Source organism: Zhongshania aquimaris (assembly GCF_019312595.1).
GTDB classification, from domain to species: Bacteria; Pseudomonadota; Gammaproteobacteria; order Pseudomonadales; family Spongiibacteraceae; genus Spongiibacter; species Spongiibacter aquimaris.
The window spans coordinates 120,578-139,342 of sequence record NZ_JAHWDQ010000001.1; the positions used below are offsets into that span (position 1 = coordinate 120,578).

At 48.7% G+C, this 18,765-nt stretch carries 19 protein-coding genes; 5 read left to right on the forward strand and 14 right to left on the reverse strand.

Features of this window, described 5'->3' with window-relative positions; genetic code table 11:
- From sdhA to sdhC, 3 genes are read right to left on the reverse strand one after another with little or no spacing between them, the layout of a single operon-like run.
- Positions 1-1,773: a succinate dehydrogenase flavoprotein subunit gene (gene sdhA / locus KXJ70_RS00630; RefSeq protein WP_219041537.1), complete on the reverse strand. Its 1,773-nt coding sequence runs from the start codon at positions 1,771-1,773 to the stop codon at positions 1-3.
- 3 nt (positions 1,774-1,776) lie between these two features.
- Positions 1,777-2,145: a succinate dehydrogenase, hydrophobic membrane anchor protein gene (sdhD, locus tag KXJ70_RS00635; protein ID WP_219041538.1), complete on the reverse strand. Its 369-nt coding sequence runs from the start codon at positions 2,143-2,145 to the stop codon at positions 1,777-1,779.
- Complete coding sequence (gene sdhC, locus KXJ70_RS00640) at positions 2,139-2,513, reverse strand: succinate dehydrogenase, cytochrome b556 subunit (RefSeq protein WP_219041539.1); 375 nt, start codon at positions 2,511-2,513, stop codon at positions 2,139-2,141. The genes sdhD and sdhC overlap by 7 nt, the downstream gene beginning before the upstream one ends.
- A 526-nt stretch (positions 2,514-3,039) precedes the next feature.
- Between sdhC and gltA the strand changes: the two genes are divergently transcribed.
- Entirely contained in the window at positions 3,040-4,323 is a 1,284-nt protein-coding gene (gltA, locus tag KXJ70_RS00645) for a citrate synthase (RefSeq protein ID WP_219041540.1), read from the forward strand.
- Between the two features lie 68 nt (positions 4,324-4,391).
- Here the strand turns inward: gltA and KXJ70_RS00650 are convergent, their stop codons facing one another.
- Positions 4,392-4,835 (reverse strand): hypothetical protein, encoded by a 444-nt coding sequence (locus tag KXJ70_RS00650; protein WP_219041541.1) that lies wholly within the window; start codon positions 4,833-4,835, stop codon positions 4,392-4,394.
- A 326-nt stretch (positions 4,836-5,161) separates the two neighbouring features.
- Here KXJ70_RS00650 and KXJ70_RS00655 point away from each other — a divergent pair, with 326 nt between their 5' ends.
- Positions 5,162-5,935 carry a glucose 1-dehydrogenase gene (locus KXJ70_RS00655; protein ID WP_219041542.1) on the forward strand — a complete coding sequence of 258 codons (774 nt, stop codon included), beginning with the start codon at positions 5,162-5,164 and terminating at the stop codon, positions 5,933-5,935.
- Between the two features lie 89 nt (positions 5,936-6,024).
- On the forward strand, positions 6,025-6,258 hold the full coding sequence (locus KXJ70_RS00660; protein WP_219041543.1) for a DUF2789 domain-containing protein: 234 nt from the start codon (positions 6,025-6,027) through the stop codon (positions 6,256-6,258).
- A gap of 20 nt (positions 6,259-6,278) precedes the next feature.
- Here KXJ70_RS00660 and KXJ70_RS00665 read toward each other — a convergent pair whose 3' ends face one another.
- A complete protein-coding gene (locus tag KXJ70_RS00665) occupies positions 6,279-6,488 on the reverse strand; it encodes a type II citrate synthase (RefSeq protein WP_219041544.1) in 210 nt (69 codons plus the stop codon).
- 15 nt (positions 6,489-6,503) lie between these two features.
- Positions 6,504-6,890 (reverse strand): hypothetical protein, encoded by a 387-nt coding sequence (locus KXJ70_RS00670; protein WP_219041545.1) that lies wholly within the window; start codon positions 6,888-6,890, stop codon positions 6,504-6,506.
- Positions 6,891-7,037: 147 nt separating this feature from the next.
- On the opposite strand from KXJ70_RS00670, the gene KXJ70_RS00675 reads away from it, so the two are divergent.
- The gene (locus tag KXJ70_RS00675) at positions 7,038-8,306 is read left to right on the forward strand and encodes a CinA family nicotinamide mononucleotide deamidase-related protein (RefSeq protein ID WP_219041546.1); all 1,269 of its coding nucleotides are present in this window, start codon (positions 7,038-7,040) and stop codon (positions 8,304-8,306) included.
- Between the two features lie 27 nt (positions 8,307-8,333).
- Here the strand turns inward: KXJ70_RS00675 and KXJ70_RS00680 are convergent, their stop codons facing one another.
- Positions 8,334-8,759 (reverse strand): SRPBCC family protein, encoded by a 426-nt coding sequence (locus KXJ70_RS00680; RefSeq protein ID WP_219041547.1) that lies wholly within the window; start codon positions 8,757-8,759, stop codon positions 8,334-8,336.
- A gap of 208 nt (positions 8,760-8,967) precedes the next feature.
- Here KXJ70_RS00680 and KXJ70_RS00685 point away from each other — a divergent pair, with 208 nt between their 5' ends.
- Positions 8,968-10,890, forward strand: coding sequence for a B12-binding domain-containing radical SAM protein (locus tag KXJ70_RS00685; RefSeq protein ID WP_219041548.1), 1,923 nt, complete (start codon positions 8,968-8,970; stop codon positions 10,888-10,890).
- A gap of 1 nt (position 10,891) precedes the next feature.
- On the opposite strand, the gene KXJ70_RS00690 is transcribed toward KXJ70_RS00685, so the two are convergent.
- The 7 genes from KXJ70_RS00690 to KXJ70_RS00720 all read right to left on the reverse strand — a co-directional run bounded on the left by KXJ70_RS00690 (position 10,892) and on the right by KXJ70_RS00720 (position 18,489).
- Complete coding sequence (locus tag KXJ70_RS00690) at positions 10,892-11,290, reverse strand: HIT family protein (protein ID WP_219041549.1); 399 nt, start codon at positions 11,288-11,290, stop codon at positions 10,892-10,894.
- Entirely contained in the window at positions 11,287-13,371 is a 2,085-nt protein-coding gene (locus tag KXJ70_RS00695) for a GNAT family N-acetyltransferase (protein WP_219041550.1), read from the reverse strand. Before KXJ70_RS00695 ends, KXJ70_RS00690 begins: the two co-directional genes overlap by 4 nt.
- A gap of 4 nt (positions 13,372-13,375) precedes the next feature.
- Entirely contained in the window at positions 13,376-13,675 is a 300-nt protein-coding gene (locus tag KXJ70_RS00700; protein WP_219041551.1) for a hypothetical protein, read from the reverse strand.
- On the reverse strand, positions 13,672-13,983 hold the full coding sequence (locus KXJ70_RS00705; RefSeq protein WP_369409735.1) for a DUF2288 family protein: 312 nt from the start codon (positions 13,981-13,983) through the stop codon (positions 13,672-13,674). The genes KXJ70_RS00700 and KXJ70_RS00705 overlap by 4 nt, the downstream gene beginning before the upstream one ends.
- Before the next feature lie 65 nt (positions 13,984-14,048).
- Positions 14,049-14,753 carry a TIGR01621 family pseudouridine synthase gene (locus KXJ70_RS00710; RefSeq protein ID WP_219041552.1) on the reverse strand — a complete coding sequence of 235 codons (705 nt, stop codon included), beginning with the start codon at positions 14,751-14,753 and terminating at the stop codon, positions 14,049-14,051.
- A gap of 7 nt (positions 14,754-14,760) precedes the next feature.
- Positions 14,761-16,884, reverse strand: coding sequence for a type IV pilus assembly protein FimV (locus KXJ70_RS00715; protein WP_219041553.1), 2,124 nt, complete (start codon positions 16,882-16,884; stop codon positions 14,761-14,763).
- A gap of 342 nt (positions 16,885-17,226) precedes the next feature.
- A complete protein-coding gene (locus KXJ70_RS00720) occupies positions 17,227-18,489 on the reverse strand; it encodes an MFS transporter (RefSeq protein WP_219041554.1) in 1,263 nt (420 codons plus the stop codon).
- Positions 18,490-18,765: the final 276 nt, after the last annotated feature.

Sequence of the window (18,765 nt, forward strand, 5' to 3'; positions counted from 1 at the left end):
TCAGTACGTACGAATTTTTGGTGCAAACGCTTCACGTGTTTTAGGCGTAAAGTTTACCGCCCGCTTACCAACACGCTTCTCACTAGGGAAGTACACAGAGTGGCAAAGCCAATTGTCATCATCGCGCTCTGTGAAATCTTCACGAGCATGAGCACCACGGCTCTCATTGCGCGCTTCAGCGGCGATTGCAGTCGCCTCGGCAACTTCAAACAAGTTATGAAGCTCAAGTGCTTCAATACGCGCTGTATTGTAGGCGTTGCTCTTGTCTTCAAGGTGCGCGTTTTCAATGCGAACACGAAGTTCAGCCAGCTTTTTAATACCTTCCTGCATAAAGTCACCGCGACGGAATACGCCAAAGTGGTTTTGCATGATGGTTTGTAACTCAGTGCGCAACGCCGAAACGCTTTCGCCTCCAGTTGTATTGTTGATCTTATTCAAGCGCTCCATAGCCACTTCAATATTGGCCTCAGAGGCGTCCTTCATTTCAATGCCTTCACGCAGACTCTTTTCAATAAACAAGCCTGACGCGCGACCGAATACGACCAAGTCTAACAGCGAGTTACCACCCAAACGGTTCGCACCGTGCACAGATACGCACGCCACCTCACCGCAGGCATACAAACCTGGGATAACTGTGTCGTTGCCGTCGGCATCAACAGTCAGAGCCTGACCGTTAACATTGGTTGGAATACCACCCATCATATAGTGACAAGTCGGCACCACAGGAACCGGCTCTTTTACCGGATCAGCGTGAGCAAAGGTCCGCGACAGCTCACAGATACCCGGAAGACGACTTTCCAATACTTCTTCGCCAAGATGATCCAGCTTCAAGTAAACGTGATCGCCATTGGGGCCGCAGCCACGACCTTCAAGAATTTCCAAGGTCATTGAGCGCGCGACGACGTCGCGACCAGCCAAATCTTTAGCATTTGGGGCGTAACGCTCCATGAAGCGCTCGCCATCTTTATTGACGAGGTAACCGCCCTCACCGCGACAGCCTTCTGTTACAAGTACGCCAGCGCCGGCGATACCGGTTGGGTGGAACTGCCACATTTCGATATCTTGCACTGGAAAGCCAGCACGCAAAGCCATACCCACGCCGTCACCGGTATTGATATGAGCATTGGTAGTAGAAGCATAAATACGACCAGCACCACCGGTTGCGAATACGGTAGCCTTAGATTTTACATAGACCACTTCGCCAGTTTCGATGCAAATGGCAATAACACCGACCACTTCGCCATCGTCGTTTTTAACCAAATCAGTGGCGTACCACTCATTGAAAAACACGGTATTGTTTTTCAGGTTACCTTGATAAAGGGTGTGAAGCAGCGCGTGACCAGTACGGTCAGCCGCAGCACAGGTACGAGCAGCCTGACCGCCCTCACCAAAATTCTTAGACTGACCACCGAAAGGACGCTGGTAAATACGGCCTTCTTCGGTACGCGAAAAAGGCATACCCATGTGATCCAATTCGTATACAGCTTCAGGGCCAACCTGACACATATACTCAATGGCTTCTTGGTCACCGATATAATCAGACCCTTTTACCGTGTCATACATATGCCACTGCCACTGATCTTGTGGATCTGAGCTAGCAATCGCACAGGTAATACCACCCTGAGCCGACACTGTGTGCGAACGCGTTGGAAATACTTTAGAAATTACAGCTGTTTTGTAACCTGATTGCGCCAACTGCAATGCCGCGCGCATACCTGCGCCGCCGCCGCCAACAATTACACCATCAAAAGAAATTGTACGAATATTAGCCATTGTTTAACTCCAAAGAATCTGGATGCCCCAAACGAGGTAGGTGAATAAAACAACAGCTGACGCTGCCTGAAACGCCAAGCGCAGCACTGTGCCTCGACCACCCATCATTCGTTCAGTTAAATAGTCGGTAGAGACAGACCACAAACCGATCCAGGCATGCGCAACAATGGACAACACCGCAGCCGTACTAAAGACACGCATAAAGGTGCTGTCAAAATAGCCGCTCCACTGCGCGTAGGTCAGCTCTGATCCGCTGCACAGCAAATAAAAACCAACTACCAGCATATACGCCAGCAACACCACACCAGAAACCCGCTGAACCAACCAGTCAGACAAGCCGCTGCGGCCTAAATTCGTTACTGAACTTACCATATCCACAACCCCGTCAGCAGAACCAATACCGCCGTAACAACCAACACCAATTTCGCGCCAGTCTCACCACCTTTCATAGTCTCACCGATACCAGCATCCATCACCAAATGCTTTACACCGGCAGCAGAGTGGTAGCTTAAACCGATCAACACGGCCCAAATACTTAACTTGCCCCAGAACGATGCCAAACACGTCTTAGCTTGAGCAAACCCTTCAGGGCCATCCAAGCTGGTGCCAAGGAACCAAAACAGCAGGGCTACGCCCGCCACAAGAAACACACCACTAATGCGGTGTAAAATAGAGGTATATGCGGTAATCGGCAGCGCGATTGTCCCGATATCCAGGTTTACAGGTCGTTTATCGTTCACGGTATTTGCCACACTTTTAATTTCTGGCTCGATTTTTACGAGCGGTTTAAAGGGAGTGGATCAATCAGATACCGAACTCTCCAATCCGGCATCGCTTCTTTAGGAGCAGGAGTAGGTAAACTCCCGTAGAAACGCCGCGCATTATAGGGCCATCGAAGTGCAATTACAAACCCTTACGCCTCCGTAAATCAGCTGCAAAAAACTCGAATATCAAGGGCTTAAAGCGCTATTTCGCACCATTATGGCGCCATACAATTTTTGAGTCCGACCCAAATTGGCGCACAATAATTAGCAGACATTTATGTACAAACTACAAAAACCTGCCCACTCCGATCATTTAGAATTCCATCCGAGACAATAGCAGGCTAAAATATGCGACCGTTGACAAAACATTTCAGCTCTCTATATTTGTCACTCCCGCAAAAGCGGATTTCCCCTCTGTTACTCTTGGCAATACCTTGCCGGATGCTAGACAAGGGGTACTAACGCCACAAGCTATGTCCAAAAGTTACAGGAGCCCGTCCCAATGAGCGATAAGAAAGCAAGTCTGAGTATCGATGGAAAAACGCTGGACCTTAAAGTCCACTCTGGCACCATCGGTCCTGACGTCATCGAAGTCAGCGCCCTGACGGGGAACGGATACTTCACTTATGACCCCGGCTTCGTTTCAACAGCCGCATGTGAATCAAAAATTACCTATATTGACGGCGACAAAGGCGTATTGCTGCACGGCGGCTACCCCATTGAGCAACTCGCAGAACAATCAGATTATCTAGAAACTTGCTACCTCTTGCTTTACGGCGCCCTGCCAAACGCGACCCAGAAAGAAACCTTTGTCAATAAAGTGCGTATGCACACCATGGTCAACGACCAAATGAGCACCTTTTTCAAAGGTTTCCGCCGCGATGCTCACCCTATGGCGATCATGTGTGGTGTGGTTGGCGCGCTGTCTGCGTTTTACCACGACTCACTCGACATTACTGACGAAAAGCACCGCGAGATTTCAGCGATTCGCCTAATTGCAAAAATGCCAACCTTGGCGGCAATGACCTACAAATACACCATTGGCCAGCCTTTCATGTACCCACAAAATCACCTCAGCTACGCAGAAAACTTTCTGCACATGATGTTCGGCAACCCTTGCGAACAAGACAAGGTAAATCCCGTACTTGCTAAAGCAATGGACAAAATTTTCCTCTTGCACGCTGACCACGAACAAAATGCATCAACGTCTACCGTGCGCTTAGCTGGTTCAACTGGCGCCAACCCATTTGCCTGTATATCCGCTGGCATTGCAGCACTGTGGGGACCATCACACGGCGGCGCGAACGAAGCTGTATTGGACATGCTAAACGAGATCGGCGACGCTTCGCGCATCGACGAGTTTGTTGCTAAAGCGAAGGACAAAGATGACCCATTCCGCCTGATGGGCTTTGGTCACCGGGTTTACAAAAACTTCGACCCACGCGCTAAGGTAATGAAACAAGCTGCCGACGAAGTGCTGGCAGAACTAGGTTTAGAAAACGATCCCCTTTTAATTATCGCTAAACGTCTAGAGCAAATCGCACTGGAAGACGAATATTTTATTGAAAGAAAACTCTATCCAAATGTCGACTTCTACTCAGGCATTATTCTGAAAGCGATTGGCATTCCGACAAGCATGTTTACCGTAATTTTTGCCCTGGGACGCACCCCAGGCTGGATCGCACACTGGAATGAAATGATAAGCGGCAGCTACCGTATCGGTCGCCCTCGCCAGCTTTACACTGGACCAGCTCAGCGCGATTTTGTACCGTTAGACAAACGCTAATTAATAAAAAAGGCCGCTATCGCGGCCTTTTTTATTTCCATTTAATCGCCGTTGCAGCAAAGGTGATGCTAAAACGTTTTATATTCAAAACCCATTTCAGCGCCGTCCACCGAATCCCCATAAGCATCTAATTTACTATTTTTATCGAACTCTGCGCCCTCCTTGATACGAAGTTTCGTTTTTAACTTTAAACGCCGCTCCTCACTTTTGTTCTCCTCAAACCAAGTTTCAACGCCATAGCGGCTTTCTTGCTGCGTATTCCAATCTTGTGTATTTAACTTCTCACTGCTTGGCAAACTTAAATCCAAGGGCTTTAATTCCTGTGATGACGTAACGGAAGCTGGTATCGCTGGCACCGAAACTATTGGCTTTTTTGCCTCGACACTACCTTGCTTTACTACAATCACATTAGATTTCTGCTCCTGCAGCACTGCGCCTTCCTGCTTAACTTTTTCACCGCACGCGAGCAGTAGCACACTAAAAAAAATCATCAACAAATAACGACTCAACATACTTACCTTTCAACTTATTTAAAGACAATCCACAAACCCTAGTACTCCTTCAATTTAATATTGCCTGATGCCAAAGTTTGTAGATTGAGGAACGACATGCCTTCAGGCTGGACGCCCGTCAGGGCACCCCGAAAGGGTTTATCAAACCCAACATGGCGCGATGCTCTACCAACGCTTGTTGGGTATCGCTACCGCTCCACACAACCTACAAAGTCACACGTCATTTTCAAATTGAATGAGTACTAGTCCAATTGGACAATAGCCAAGATCACGAGTGGCGTATACATTTAGCTCATTTTACACCACCAAAAAATAAGGAATATAAAATGAGCAGACTAGCTGGAAAAGTCGCCATAATCACTGGCGCCGCTCGCGGCATGGGTGCGGTAACAGCTAAGTTATTCGTAGAACAAGGCGCTAAGGTTATTATTGCAGACATTCTCGACGACGTCGGCGAGTCCTTGGCTACCTCACTTGGCAACAGTGCTCAGTATGTACACGCCGATGTATCAAGCGAGGCTGATTGGGTAAAACTCGTAAGTGAAGCGGAAAAGCTAGGCCCTTTAAATATTCTAGTAAACAACGCCGCGATATTACACGCCGCCTCCATTGCCGATTCCAATGCCGAGGACTATATGCGGGTTATAAAAATCAACCAGCTAGGCACCTATTTGGGTATTCGCGCGGCGATAGCGCCAATGAAAAAAGCCGGCGGCGGCTCTATTATAAATATTTCATCCATCGATGGCCTACAAGCAAAAAATGGCCTGTCTGCCTATGTCTCAAGCAAATGGGCGGTACGAGGCCTTAGCAAATCAGCTGCAATTGAATTAGGGCCCCATAAAATTCGAGTGAACACGGTTCATCCAGGCGGGATATTCACCGCCATGCACGGCGCAGAAGGCCAAGCTGAGCCATCCGAACAGGACAATGCATTTTACGTTAACCACGCTCTACCCCGAGTAGGTTTACCAATTGAGGTGGCAAATATGTCCTTATTTCTAGCCTCTGACGAGAGCAGCTACTCAACTGGCGCAGAGTTTCTCGTCGACGGTGGCTGGCAGGCGGGGCTCCGTCTCAGCATGTTGCCAAGCTCTTGATTTAGGCGACATCTAAACAAACACTGGAAAGCTAGCAAAGGGTCTTCTATATTGGGCGGGTAACTACGATTTCGTCTGTGGAGGACCCAATGGACACCGAACTACATACAATGAACTTGCTCTTTGACCAGCTTGGCCTGCCTAGCGAAGACAAAGAGATAGAGCGTTTCATTGTGCGACACCGCCCCCTACCCAGAGGCTTACAAATTCACGAAGCAAGCTTCTGGAAACCAGCACAGGCACAATTTCTTAAAGAGTCACTAGATATTGACGCCGAGTGGGCCGAACTTGTCGATGAGTTGGATGCACGCCTGCGCTATTAGCGCAGGTAGTACACCACGATTTAACTATTCCCTTCGTCTAAACCGATATAGCTAATCTTTGGGTACGATACCCATTTAAATATCTGTTGATAACTGCAAATCATGCACTTATGCGGAATTTCACCCGTCGACGGATTCATCTCTCCCGCGCTTACCATCATGCCGTGTCCGCATTTATCGCAAACATAATTTACTTCTATCGCTTGTACCGGGCGTTTTATTTCAGGCATTGACAGAATCTCGTATTAAAGCGGACCGTTACCCGTATTAGGTGCAGGATCGGCACTCGGTGGTGTTTGACTAGGCTGCGTTGTTTGCTTTTGACTTGCAATCCCCTTTTTTGCTCGCTCCAACTCTTTTTCCACTGAATCAATCATAGCGGACCAGCCGTGAATCAGAGCGTCGTTTGCGCTTTCAATTAAGCCGCCTAGCGAATTCTGCTTCATTGTGTCTAATTCTGCTTTAGCTGACTGGATCCGTTCATCAATACTATCCACCCGCTGCGACAAACTTATCAACTGAGTATTTAAGGCGTTTCGATAAGCCCGCTCATCTCGATACTGCCAATACTCAAAGGCGAGCAAAACAAATACAATAATGGCTGCGAGCAACACACCAACGGATGATTTCATAGACACCTCTACCGCACTTTCACGCATTAAAAATAGAGCTTAATCTCTAAAGACATTACTATGCTACGAGAATAAAGCATAGGCCAACTTTATATACCGCACAGCCAGCCGCGACAATCATTTACGCATTAGGGAATTCCGTACAGAATGAAATTACAGCTACTTCTCACCGGTAATGAGCTTATGGCCGGCGATACTATTGACTCAAATTCAGCCATGATAGCCGAGCTCATAACCGACTACGGATGGCGTATCGGAAAAAAAGTGACGGTTGGTGACAACCTTCAATTACTAGAGAATCAAATTCGCAGCCTAGCTGCGGAGTGCGAAGTACTCATTATAAACGGCGGTCTCGGACCAACCGTGGACGACATGACGTCTCTAGCCCTTGCGAAGGTGACGGGCAACACCATCTGCGAGCACCCGGAAGCCCTGGCTCATTTGACTCAGTGGTGCGAGCAAAAAGGATTTCGCCTCAATGCATCAAACCTAAAACAAACCATGTTGCCAGCTGGCTGCGATATTATCGCCAATACCAGGGGCAGCGCGGTCGGCATAAGACTGACAATAGGCAACTGCTTAGTTCTGGCCACACCCGGCGTGCCTAGCGAATTACGCGCAATGATGAACGATGAAATTATCCCCTTGTTGAAAAGGCAATTTGAATCCGACTACGTGCAAACTCAACGACTAGCAGTATTCGGTCTGGGAGAATCGTCCATCCAAGAAATGGTCAACGCAGCCTACCCAGACTGGCCCGATGACGTTGAGCTCGGCTTTCGGGCTTCGATGCCTGTACTCGAAGTAAAGCTCACCACTTACGGCCAACACGCAGGCGAAAAATTAGGCGAATGGCGCAGTAAAATAATAGGCCTAATTGGCGATCATTTACTCGGAGATATGCCGTTAACAATCGCGCAGGCGGTCATCGCTACAGCCAAACAACATAAGCTAAGTCTTTGTACCGCGGAGTCTTGCACAGGTGGCAGAATTGCTGCAGAGCTCACCGGAGTGCCAGGTTCATCGACGGTATTCCCAGGCGGCATCGTTAGTTACTCCAACGCACTAAAACAACAGGTTCTCGGCGTTTCAGAATCCAGTTTGGCAAGCGAGGGAGCCGTTAGCGAAACTGTCGCTAGGCAAATGGCGCTAGGCGCATTGCAGGTTTGCAAAGCTGATTTGGTCGTTGCCGTCACCGGTATCGCCGGACCAGATGGCGGCACTACAGAGAAGCCGGTTGGAACCGTCTGGATGGCATGGGGTAGCAGAGACGACTTACGTGTAGAAAAGTTTTTCCTTCCCGTAGACCGCGGCCTGTTTCAAACCTTGGTGACGGCATTGGGCCTAGATCTTCTCAGACGGCATATAAACGGTATTCCGGGACGTCCAGAGTTAATGACACGTCGCAGAGCTTAGCCCTGTCGGGCTAAGCTCATCACTAGCTTATTTCTCAGCGGCAAACCAATCAACGATCCACTGCAGCAGCATTTCATAAGCACCGTTGATCATTGCAATCGCATCGGAATCGCTAACACCTTGGGGTTCTGCACGTCCATACCAATCAATTTGACAGCGGCCATCATCTAGCGCCGTTACTTTCGCGTTGGCGGAATAATTGGTCACCGGCATTGGCACACCCCGTGGAATATCGTAGGCGAAACTCATCGTAGAAGCGTCTTGCGCGGTTAACACCTCGTCAATAGGGTCGATGCCTTTAATATGTAAACGACGGGTCATCCCGATACCGCTGCCAATCAATTCAATTTTATCAATACCTGGCGCCCAACTTATATCGCCAAAATCTTCCAAAAGTGCCCAGACTCGCTCGGCGGGAATATCTAACTCCCGCGCCAAATGTGTTTCAACCATGCTTTATTGCTACCTTATGACGTAAGTTACTTGCCGCATCATGCCTCATCATTAAAAATCAATCCTCACCCGAACGGCCTATCTCTTCCTAAACCTTTTGCAATGTAAACCTTAGCTAATTGGCGCCTTGTTTAAAGGCTGTTACTCTTAGGTAACAGACCCTTAACATAAAAAGCGTCAGGCATATCGAGACGATCGGAAGACAAATATGACGGCTTCACCAACCACTCCCGTGCTGCTGTTCAGCATGGACTCAGACCAATTTTGGGCGGCACCCACCACAACCGGCGGTTTAAAAGCCTATTACCAAAAATACGGTAGTCAAACTGAAAAATATCATATTGATTTAATTCATTTTAAGGATGAATCCGCAATAGTCCGTTGGCAGCAATCGTGGCAAGACCACTACCTGCCTGCGATACAGGAAGCCACCGAGCGCGGAGAACAGGTGATTGTTGGTTTTAGCATGTACACCTGGAACGCTGCCGAATTTCTCGATCTCATCCATCAAATAAAAGCGCAATGTCCAGATGTGCTCTGCATCGCCGGCGGCCCGCACGTTCAACAAGCGGAGGATTATCTCGGTGAAGATCCTATCGATATCATTATTCTTGGCGAGGGTGAAACTAGCTTTCAAGAAATTTTAGATGCACCGCAACGCTTTCATTGGCCTTCAATTAACGGTATCGCGTATTTAGAAAACGGCGTAATTCAAAAAACGCCTGAGCGCCAGCGCAGAAAAAATCTCGATGAACTGCCCTCGCCGCTTGATGTTGTTGCACTGTCCGACGCAGAAGGCAAGCCCCTCTACGATTCCATTTCATATGAAACCAGCCGTGGCTGCCCCTTTAAGTGCGCTTTTTGCGAATGGGGCACCGGCGCTATTGGCAGCAAAATGTACCAGTTTTCAATGGACAGAGTGCGCAGCGATTGGCACAGGATTGTCGATGCAGGCATAAAAGATATATGGCTTGCCGATTCAAATTTTGGCGCATTAAAAGAAGATCTTGAGAAGGCGCAACTGATTTGCGAACTAAAAGAGAAAACCGGCTTACCCAGCAGTTTCGCAACGTCGTGGTCAAAAAAACACAGCCCGAGAGTGCAGGAGATAGTACTCCTGCTGCATAAAAACGGGCTGCTTCCCCACTACCAATTAGCGCTGCAAACACTGACACCACTGGCATTAGAGCTGAGCAATCGCCAGAATATGGCCGCTAATAAATACGAGCCCATTGCCCGCCAAATGGCAGCCGAAGGTGTACCCATCGCCGCCGAGTTAATTTGGGGTTTACCGGGGGACAATCTCGCGGATTTTGAGCGCAATCTAGATCAATTACTGCGAACCTTTCCAAACCTCAATATCTTTGCTTACACGCTATTACCAGGCACAGAGTTTTATGAAAAGCGGCTTGAATATCAGATTGAAACCATTCCCGTCGCGGGTTATGGCAAGGCCAAGGGTGAATATGTGGTTGCCTGCCATACGTTTGATCGCAATGAGGGAATTGAAGGCTATTTCCTTATCACTGCGCATATTCTCTTTGCCCACGGCCATTTGATTCCTTTGACCATACGCTTCCTTGCACTGCAAAATGGCATCACCACAGCACCGCTACTCCGCGCCTTATTGCGCGCTGTTTGCATCGAATATCAAGACGAGCTGACCGAACTGGACCTACAAGACCGAATGACGGTCTATGAACATCGCGCCAGAATATATACGTGCATTCTTAACGACCCTAAACGGCTGTACTCACTGATAGAGAAGGAAGTCAGTGACTTTTTACAAGCTAGTACTAACAGCCATTTTATCCCTGATACTCGCCGTATACTGGCCTTAGACCACGCCCTGTCGCCACGCTGTGGTAGCGCAACTGAAATCACATACGACTTTGATTTCGATGCCCTCAGCAGCAAAGCGGCACTCGACTGCCTGAGCCTTCCCTGCGAAGAAGACCTCGTCCCCTCGACGTCACAAAGCCTTTTGATCAAAAGTCCAGGCGGTGTTGGCAGTATCTTAAAAGATCCTGACGGCGGCGCATGGCTGAGAGGAGAAGTTTTGCACCGCCAAGTCGATATCCAGACAGTGAAAATACTTCACCCCAATGTAAAACCAGTGCAACCTAGTTGAATCAGGGTGTACTCAAAGCAGCGCGTATTTTCTCCGCCGCGGCTGCTAGGGAATCGCCGTCAGCGCGCTTGGCATTGCTTATATTTGCATCGGCCATATCATTAATTGGCGAGAGATGAATATGAGTATGTGGTACTTCCAAGCCAATAATCATCATGCTGACACGCTGGCAGGCGTAAGCTTTTTTCAAGGCCTTCGCTAAGGTCTGAGCTACCGACATTAAATGTGCAGCCAGCTCGGGCTGCAGATCGTCCCAGTGATCGACCTCCTGCCTAGGAATAAGCAATATATGCCCCTCTTGAATCGGTTCAATGGTTAAAATAGCGACAGCCTGCTCGTCTTCCCAGACAAAATGACCGGGCAGTTCACGTTGAATAATTTTAGAAAAAATACTGCTCATTTTTGCTCCACATCTACAATAGTTAGCATTTGTTCAAACACCTTTCTAAGCTCTTGCTCAACAGCCGCTCGGCCGGCTAACTGATACTTGAGAGACACGCTAGCCCAGTCGAGTGCGAACAAGAGTAAATCGACTGCCAGCGCCGAATGCGTTACTGCGCAAAGATCAACACACAGACTTAAGCGCGTGGCGCTAGCGACAGCCTGCTCGAAAACCAACTCTCTGCGGCAGTAGCGGCGCACCGTATTGCTATCAAACAGAGATAGCGTTCCAGGCCCAACACAAGACAATAGTGTCGCCAGCGAGTCCGTACTCAGATTTCGATGCACGCTTCTCAAGCTCAATGGTAAATCACTGCGCAAGCGCTGCTGCATAAGTTTGAAATCGATATCCAAACCGTCACTTAGCGATTTTACGACAAGAAGAGAATACGCTCCGCTAGCGGAGTCTCTGCGACTCCCAAGCCAAACAGGTAGAAATTCCTGCCGCCGCCAAAACAGAATAACATCTGGAGATATGGCGAAACTGGATGATAGATAGCTCGCACCTTTATGTCGAGCGCACTCCTCAGCCATCCCCAACATCAGGCGGCCAACACCATGTCGACGGCATTCAGTCGCTACCGCGATACGGTTCACACGATAGCTGTGACCGCGAGCGTAGTTAGCATTGCCACTGATATGCGCTAAACGCTGCGCGACCAAGTGCCCTTTCGGGCGACGCTCGCCCGCTATAACTGCGTTGGTGGTTACCTCATCCAACCCCCCTTCTGCCAATAGTTGGCAAACGCCGACGATACTGCCATCAGATTCCGCGACGATCACTTGGCATCGTGAATCCATTAAATATTGGAGATCACTTGGCGTAGTTTGATAATGCGCCTGAACAAGTAGTCCAAAAACTTGGCTTAGCACGCCCTGCTGTTCCAAATCTGTTTGATGCAGCACGCGTACGCTAACGTGTTTTAACGAACTGGCTTTTTTCGGCTCGGCATCTAGAAGAAATGCATTGTTTAAGAATTGCTCAAGAGGATCATCACTCGCCCACCGCACCGGCTCTCGCAACTCAATGCGCCGCCACTGTGGCCGCTCCCGATGGAGAATATCCTTAAAGCGAATATCAAAACCGCGTCCGCTGCCTTCATAGCCGTGAACCGTTGTCGAAAAAACAATTCTCGGGTGCTGTAGCAACTCGCTCAACACGCTTACGGGAAGAGTCGCCGCTTCATCTACCAGCACTAAACCCCAATTATCAGTACGCTTTAAAGCAAAAGCCGGCAAAAATTGCAGTTCGCAGTCATTGAAATAATAAGCATCGCCGTGCCTCTCCCCCGCCGGTATCAACGCCTGAACCCTGCGAAATGCTGCCTCAACGGCCTCTGCGCGCGGCGCCGTTAACGCAATGCGCCGACACAGTCCACCTTGAAAAAGTTCTGCCACCGCAATACCAAGTGAGGAGGACTTACCACGCCCGCGATCTGATCGAATCACCAGTGGTCGCTTCGCTCTGCCGGTGACAACTCGGATGATCGCATTCACCGCAGATTGCTGATCAAATGTCGGCAATTGTGACAGCCACTGCTGGCTTTTACTTGGCAGTTGCGGAAGGCTTTGACTGTCCAACAATCTCTGCTCGCTAAGGTGATAAACCCCCGCGCCATCATCGACCATCGTCAATATTCGGGTTAAGAATTGAGACTCGGGGTAATCCTTTGCAGCGGCAGAATGACGTTGAAAGATTTGCGGCCAACGGCCAAAATCTGGACATAAAATTACGAGCAGCCCCCCGGCCAACAGCGTGCCCGCGGCGGCCAGCCAATCATCTACGGACTGTGCGGAGTTGGCGTCAATAACAACAGAGTTAAACTCTCGGCCCAATTGTTGCTTTGCAATCTTAGGTTTCACACCACACAGTGGATGTGCGGCGAGTAACAAGGTTTCGGTTTCACCTAGCGCAAAGCACGTGAGTTGTTCCTCAGCCCAGCTAGGCTCGCCACTAAGAAATAGTAAATACCGATGACCGTTATGTTGAGCCACATCACGAAGCTGCTCAACAAACTGCTGTAGCTTCGCTATTTTCATAATACTAATCGACCTTAGAAGGATATACCGGCGCTTCATGCATACGGAGATGCAAAACAAGTCGCTCGTCGTCGCGATACCGGGCAGCGCTATCGTCACCCAGATAACGCTCTGCAAGTTTGACTAGACGGCTTTTTATTTCAGTTTCACTAATAAAAGAGGAGAGAATTCCGGCCTCAATAAACCCTTCTAATCGATACAATACGGCGGGAGGAATATCCAAGCCGGATGCTTGATCATCAAAAAATGCCGTAAGTCGCTCATCCAACGCGGCTAAATACTGTGCCGAAACTGACGCTGTCACGCCGGCCTCCGGTCCTGTTGCACCAAAACCCACGGCGCAACGACGACCGCCCACACTTCGCAATTTTCCGCCAACCATGTCATCGCAAGTTTTTCCGTTGCTTTCTGCAATAGATTGTCTTTCATCCACGTCGACACAGCTGCGGCATCGTCATTCGCGACCGCCGCAGCGGTGGCAATTAAATCTAACTCTGGCGCCACCACTAATACAGCGCCTTGCGCATAAAAACGCTGTAGTTCAGTCCACAGAATACGAGAGGTTTCACGATTCAACTTGAGCATTAACTCGGAAGATTCATCTGGGGTCACACGAATACCTTATATATTTTCAAAAACAAAGATCATCACTCGCCGTTTTACATAAAGTGCTAACATTAATTCAGGCTGGGCCATTTGATATTCCACGGCGGATCACAGTCTAGCAGCACTGTTTGTAAGGCTACATCGGTAAATGCCTCTCCTTCATGGGGAAAACAGACATAATGCTTTTCGCCACCTCGGAATTGAAAACGCAATGCCATGGCGTGTAAATACATGCGATCACACTCTTGATTACGCGGCCCGTAGCGGCGATCGCCAAGGATAGGCACCCCAAGACTCTTCATTACCACGCGTAATTGGTGTGTTTTACCGGTATGGGGCTTTAGAAGGTAGGCGCGTCGCCCATCACTTAGTGAATAACTAAAAAATTGACTCACCGCGGGATTAGTGCGCGTGCGGCTGAGCAGATAACTGCCGCTGCGGCTCTTTTTAATGTCGCCAACAATGGTGCCCTGCTTCTTACTCGGCTTGCCATCGGCGAGTGCAAAATAGAATTTTTCAACCTCTCTATTCGCAAATAGATTGCCTAACTCCGCCGCGGCTAGTGGACTTTTTGCAATCAATAACAAACCAGACGTCGCATCGTCCAGGCGATGTACCAAATGCAAAGACTGTCCGGGAAAATCCGCGTGTAACACATCAAGCAAGCTCTGTTGATGCTGGTTTCGATGTAAGTTCACGCCAGGCGCTTTATCAACTACGAGGTAATCTTCATTATTCTCTACAATTAAATAAGTTAGTTCGCGAATACTCGTCATGAATCTTTTAATCAGCTCTGCCGTTGCCAAAGAAAAACGTATTTTTATCTAGCTGTTCACGCAATACCTTTATCTCTCTTTTGACTGACGCCTCAGAAGACGATAACTCAATCTGCGAGGCTAAATTTTCAAACTCATCACGCTCGCCACTGCTGGCATAGACATCCAGCAACTGCATTTTTAGCGCCACATTATCGCGATGAATGATGACACCCTCTTCCAGTATCTCCCGCGCGCCCGCATAGTCGCTTAGCTCAATGCATGCCGACGCTCGGCTAATAAAACTTTCAATCTGTTCTTCGCTTGCGTCAGATGCCGACCAATCTTGATCGAGATCATTAATATCTAGTGCTAAAAACTCTTTGTCATCGTCTAAATCACCGCGCTGACGGAGGGCGTCTTCGTCAAGATCAGCAAAAAAATCATCGTCAATATCAGACATATTAGTATTGCCAATTGCGCCCGCAGACAGTGTGGCCGGGTTGCCCACTTTAGGCTCTGTCTCGTCTATTTCGCCAAATTCGCCATCCGGCGCGCTATTCTCGAACCGTCTGCCCACTGATTTTGCGTCCAGTGCTGAAAAAATATCGTTGAAATGATCTTTGGAAAGATGACGCTCTGCCTGCGCTTTAGCGATAACCGCAGCGCTTACGTCTGATAATTCGCCAGTCACACTAAGATCATCGGTATTGTACGGCGCCGCCGATTCACGTCGATTGCGTACTAACAGCACTACCACCCCAATTATGGGTAGCAACAACCACCACAACCAAGACCAAGAATCTGTGTTGTGAGACGCCATCTCTGGGCTACTATCAACCCTTGCCACTGTCTGCTCAGCAGCACCGTCGTCAATCATGACATCGTCGACGAAATTAGCCTCTTCAGTATATCCCTCGGCCGAAAACTCGTCGCTTTGAACGGGGTCGACGACGATAACGCCATCATCCAAAATATCGTCACGCAATGCCCTATCATCAAATTGCGACGACGAATCCGCGCCGTCACTTTCTACCAACATGGCATCAGGCCGGGGAGTTGAATTAGCCTTCTCGCTCGGTTCAGAATTCAATGATGTCGCTTGCGCGTTTAAACTCGCTAGCTGCACCTCTAATGCTGCTAGCTTCTCTGTCATCAGGGCGATATTGGCAGAGACGTCCGCAACCTGTGTGCGTACTTGTTTTAGGCTTTCTTGTAAGAATTGTTTCTCCGTCAGTGCCTCACTAGCTGAAGAATCACCTAAATCAAACTCTCGCCGAAGGCCGGCATTCTTCATTGCCTCAGGTGATGGGCCTGGTGGTCGACTCGAACCACCCCGCAACTCATCTTTTCTTGCCAGCTTCGGCGGTTCAACCGCTGCGCTTCGCGCTACTATTTGCGCATCAACTACACTTTCAAACAAATCCAGCGTGACACGCTCTTTTAATAAATTACGATTATCGCGAATAAACGCGCGGGGGTTATTTAAATACAGACGCTCCATCCACTCATTGGCACCGCCACCCTTTGCACGGGCAGCACGCTGCGCAATACTCCAGAGGCTATCTCCGCGAACAGTTGTATAAACACGGGTATCAGCATTTATTGCTTGCGGAGGGGAATTTTCAATTGCAGCCCCCCTACTCAGTGCCGCTTGCAAAATACTGGCAGACTGCCTACTATCGTTTAACGGTTCAGCAAGACTAAGGGCTGCATTATTTAAATTTTGAGTATTCGACGCGCTCGCAATACCGTCAGGCAAATCCAGAAGTAAGGTATAAGCGCGACTTAATTGACCGCCCGGCCAGCGAACCGTGATCAAAAAATGAAGATACGGCTCATTAACTACCTCATTACTACGAAGATAAATTGTCCCCGCGCCCAAATTGCCCATTTCACCCACTGCGGAAATAGACCGCGTATCGACACTACCAACCTCGACTCCCGTGTCTGGATCGATAACGGAATGCAACGAGACTCTCACCTGTTCACTACCGATGCCCTCAGCGCCAAAGATTGGAATTCGCGCAAACAGGGGCTGCCCGAGTTTTGAGTCCAAATTTGCCGCCCCCAGGCCCAATGCCATTGCATCTCGCGCCATGAAAACCGCCATGCATAGCGGCAGTAAGGCTGGTAGTTTGCCAAGTCCCATAATATAACTCTCTAATGACTCTGCCAGTCACGAAACATTTTCAATAGGCAGAGTAGAATCCCGTCTTATAAAAACTAATCCAAAAGCACACTTACTATTAAACGCCCACCGAAATGTGAACACAATCACAAATTCGCTCCATAGGGGTCAAGTCACTACCAACGCCGAGTTTTTACATAGCTGTGTATAAGTCCTTGCTGGAAGACGACACTGAAAGAAGGTTTTCCCCAATTAAGGTGAATAAGCTTGTGGATAAGCATGTAGATTACTAGCTTGAGGCAAGGCTCATGGTGCACAGGAGAAACCGCATAGTTTTTAACCAAACTGTCACATACCTATGGTTTAGGCTCGCCATGACTTCTCGAAAAACATGAATAACACAATGACAGCAGACATCACCATCGCCGCACACCAATAGGGGTAGCTCGGCGAGATACGATATAGGGCACCGCCCAACAAGGGTCCGAACATAAAGCCAAGTCCCGCTATAGCGCCCAACAAACCAGCTAATCCACCCTGCTCGTGAGCTTCCACCGTCATGGTTGCAGTAGCGGTAAATGAGGGGCCGGTTAAGCCCATGCCAAAGCCAAACATAGCCATCGCAAGATATAGCATTGCAATATTGCTGGCATTGGCCAAAAGTAAATACGACAACAACATGAATGGCAGGCCGACGCGCAGTAAACGCATCGGCAGCCCGCTATAGCGACGCACCACAAGGAACTGCGCCAGTAATACGGATATCGATGAAATAACCATTGCAGTCGAGAACAATTGTGCTGCACGTTTACCATCCACACCTAAGATATCTTGATAATAGAAACCCAAGGTCTGCTGAACCATTCCCAACAAACTGAATATGGTAAAACCAATGGCGATGTACACCCGATATCGAGGGTCAAAATACGACAATTTAGGCAGCTTTTTACCACTGCTGTTACTGGCGGCAATCGGTGGCAGGTACCGCCAAACTAGTACCCCAACAATGAGGGAAACTCCAGCTTGAATATACAAGGGTGCGAGATAACTAAGCGTTACAAACCATGCCAAAGCGGGGCCGACCATCACCCCTATTTGGTTAAAGGCTTGAAGTTTGCCCATGCCCTTGGTGCGCTCATGAACCGTCGTAACGTCCACCATATACGCCGCCGATGCGGGGTGTGTTGGCGTCATTATCACCGCGTGAAATGCGCGACTGATAATCAATAGTATAAACAGAGGCACACCCAGCAAAACCCCCGAGAGGCCTAATTGAGCAACAGCATTAAATAGCAGCGTGCCGATAACATAGCCAAACAGCCCTAATATAATGAGCGGTTTGCGCCCCCAGCGATCACTGAGGCGCCCCCATTTTGGCGCCACGATAAAAAATACAAACGCAGTCAGTGCTGACAGTGAGGTAATTGCGAGTTCTTTGGGCTGAACGTCGAGGTTGAAAAAAGGTATGTGGAATATTAGCTTATCGAGTTGAAGCTCTCTGCCTAGCATCGGCAGTATTGCGAACACCACTGTTTGGCCCATGCCAACACACATCATGGCAAGGTAAAGACTGAACATCGCCTTATTACTAGGCTTTATCGCGTTTACTTCTGAAACACTACTCACTAATCACCACCTCACGGCCGAATGGAACGCAGAGACAGGGCGAACCGAGATTAAATTATGACCTAGTTGGGCTTTATATACCTTAATCGTGCTGGAAATATTCAGAAATTGATTAATAAATACACGAAACCAAAACTACACACATGAGATTTTAGCACTGCTAAGCAATAGCGAAAATGTAAGCCAGTAAAATTACGTCGCAGCTATACCAAAATAGAAAGTTAAGAATAAAGATACGCTAAAAGAGAGTGGTGCTAACGCGGCCGTCTAGCGACG

What these genes read in the sequence shown, in the direction of transcription:
- sdhA (WP_219041537.1), bottom strand. Translation starts at nt 1,773, where the DNA reads ATGGCTAATATTCGTACAATTTCTTTTGATGGTGTAATTGTTGGCGGC.
- sdhD (WP_219041538.1), bottom strand. Translation starts at nt 2,145, where the DNA reads ATGGTAAGTTCAGTAACGAATTTAGGCCGCAGCGGCTTGTCTGACTGG.
- gltA (WP_219041540.1), top strand. Translation starts at nt 3,040, where the DNA reads ATGAGCGATAAGAAAGCAAGTCTGAGTATCGATGGAAAAACGCTGGAC.
- KXJ70_RS00650 (WP_219041541.1), bottom strand. Translation starts at nt 4,835, where the DNA reads ATGTTGAGTCGTTATTTGTTGATGATTTTTTTTAGTGTGCTACTGCTC.
- KXJ70_RS00655 (WP_219041542.1), top strand. Translation starts at nt 5,162, where the DNA reads ATGAGCAGACTAGCTGGAAAAGTCGCCATAATCACTGGCGCCGCTCGC.
- KXJ70_RS00660 (WP_219041543.1), top strand. Translation starts at nt 6,025, where the DNA reads ATGGACACCGAACTACATACAATGAACTTGCTCTTTGACCAGCTTGGC.
- KXJ70_RS00665 (WP_219041544.1), bottom strand. Translation starts at nt 6,488, where the DNA reads ATGCCTGAAATAAAACGCCCGGTACAAGCGATAGAAGTAAATTATGTT.
- KXJ70_RS00670 (WP_219041545.1), bottom strand. Translation starts at nt 6,890, where the DNA reads ATGAAATCATCCGTTGGTGTGTTGCTCGCAGCCATTATTGTATTTGTT.
- KXJ70_RS00675 (WP_219041546.1), top strand. Translation starts at nt 7,038, where the DNA reads ATGAAATTACAGCTACTTCTCACCGGTAATGAGCTTATGGCCGGCGAT.
- KXJ70_RS00680 (WP_219041547.1), bottom strand. Translation starts at nt 8,759, where the DNA reads ATGGTTGAAACACATTTGGCGCGGGAGTTAGATATTCCCGCCGAGCGA.
- KXJ70_RS00685 (WP_219041548.1), top strand. Translation starts at nt 8,968, where the DNA reads ATGACGGCTTCACCAACCACTCCCGTGCTGCTGTTCAGCATGGACTCA.
- KXJ70_RS00690 (WP_219041549.1), bottom strand. Translation starts at nt 11,290, where the DNA reads ATGAGCAGTATTTTTTCTAAAATTATTCAACGTGAACTGCCCGGTCAT.
- KXJ70_RS00695 (WP_219041550.1), bottom strand. Translation starts at nt 13,371, where the DNA reads ATGAAAATAGCGAAGCTACAGCAGTTTGTTGAGCAGCTTCGTGATGTG.
- KXJ70_RS00710 (WP_219041552.1), bottom strand. Translation starts at nt 14,753, where the DNA reads ATGACGAGTATTCGCGAACTAACTTATTTAATTGTAGAGAATAATGAA.
- KXJ70_RS00715 (WP_219041553.1), bottom strand. Translation starts at nt 16,884, where the DNA reads ATGGGACTTGGCAAACTACCAGCCTTACTGCCGCTATGCATGGCGGTT.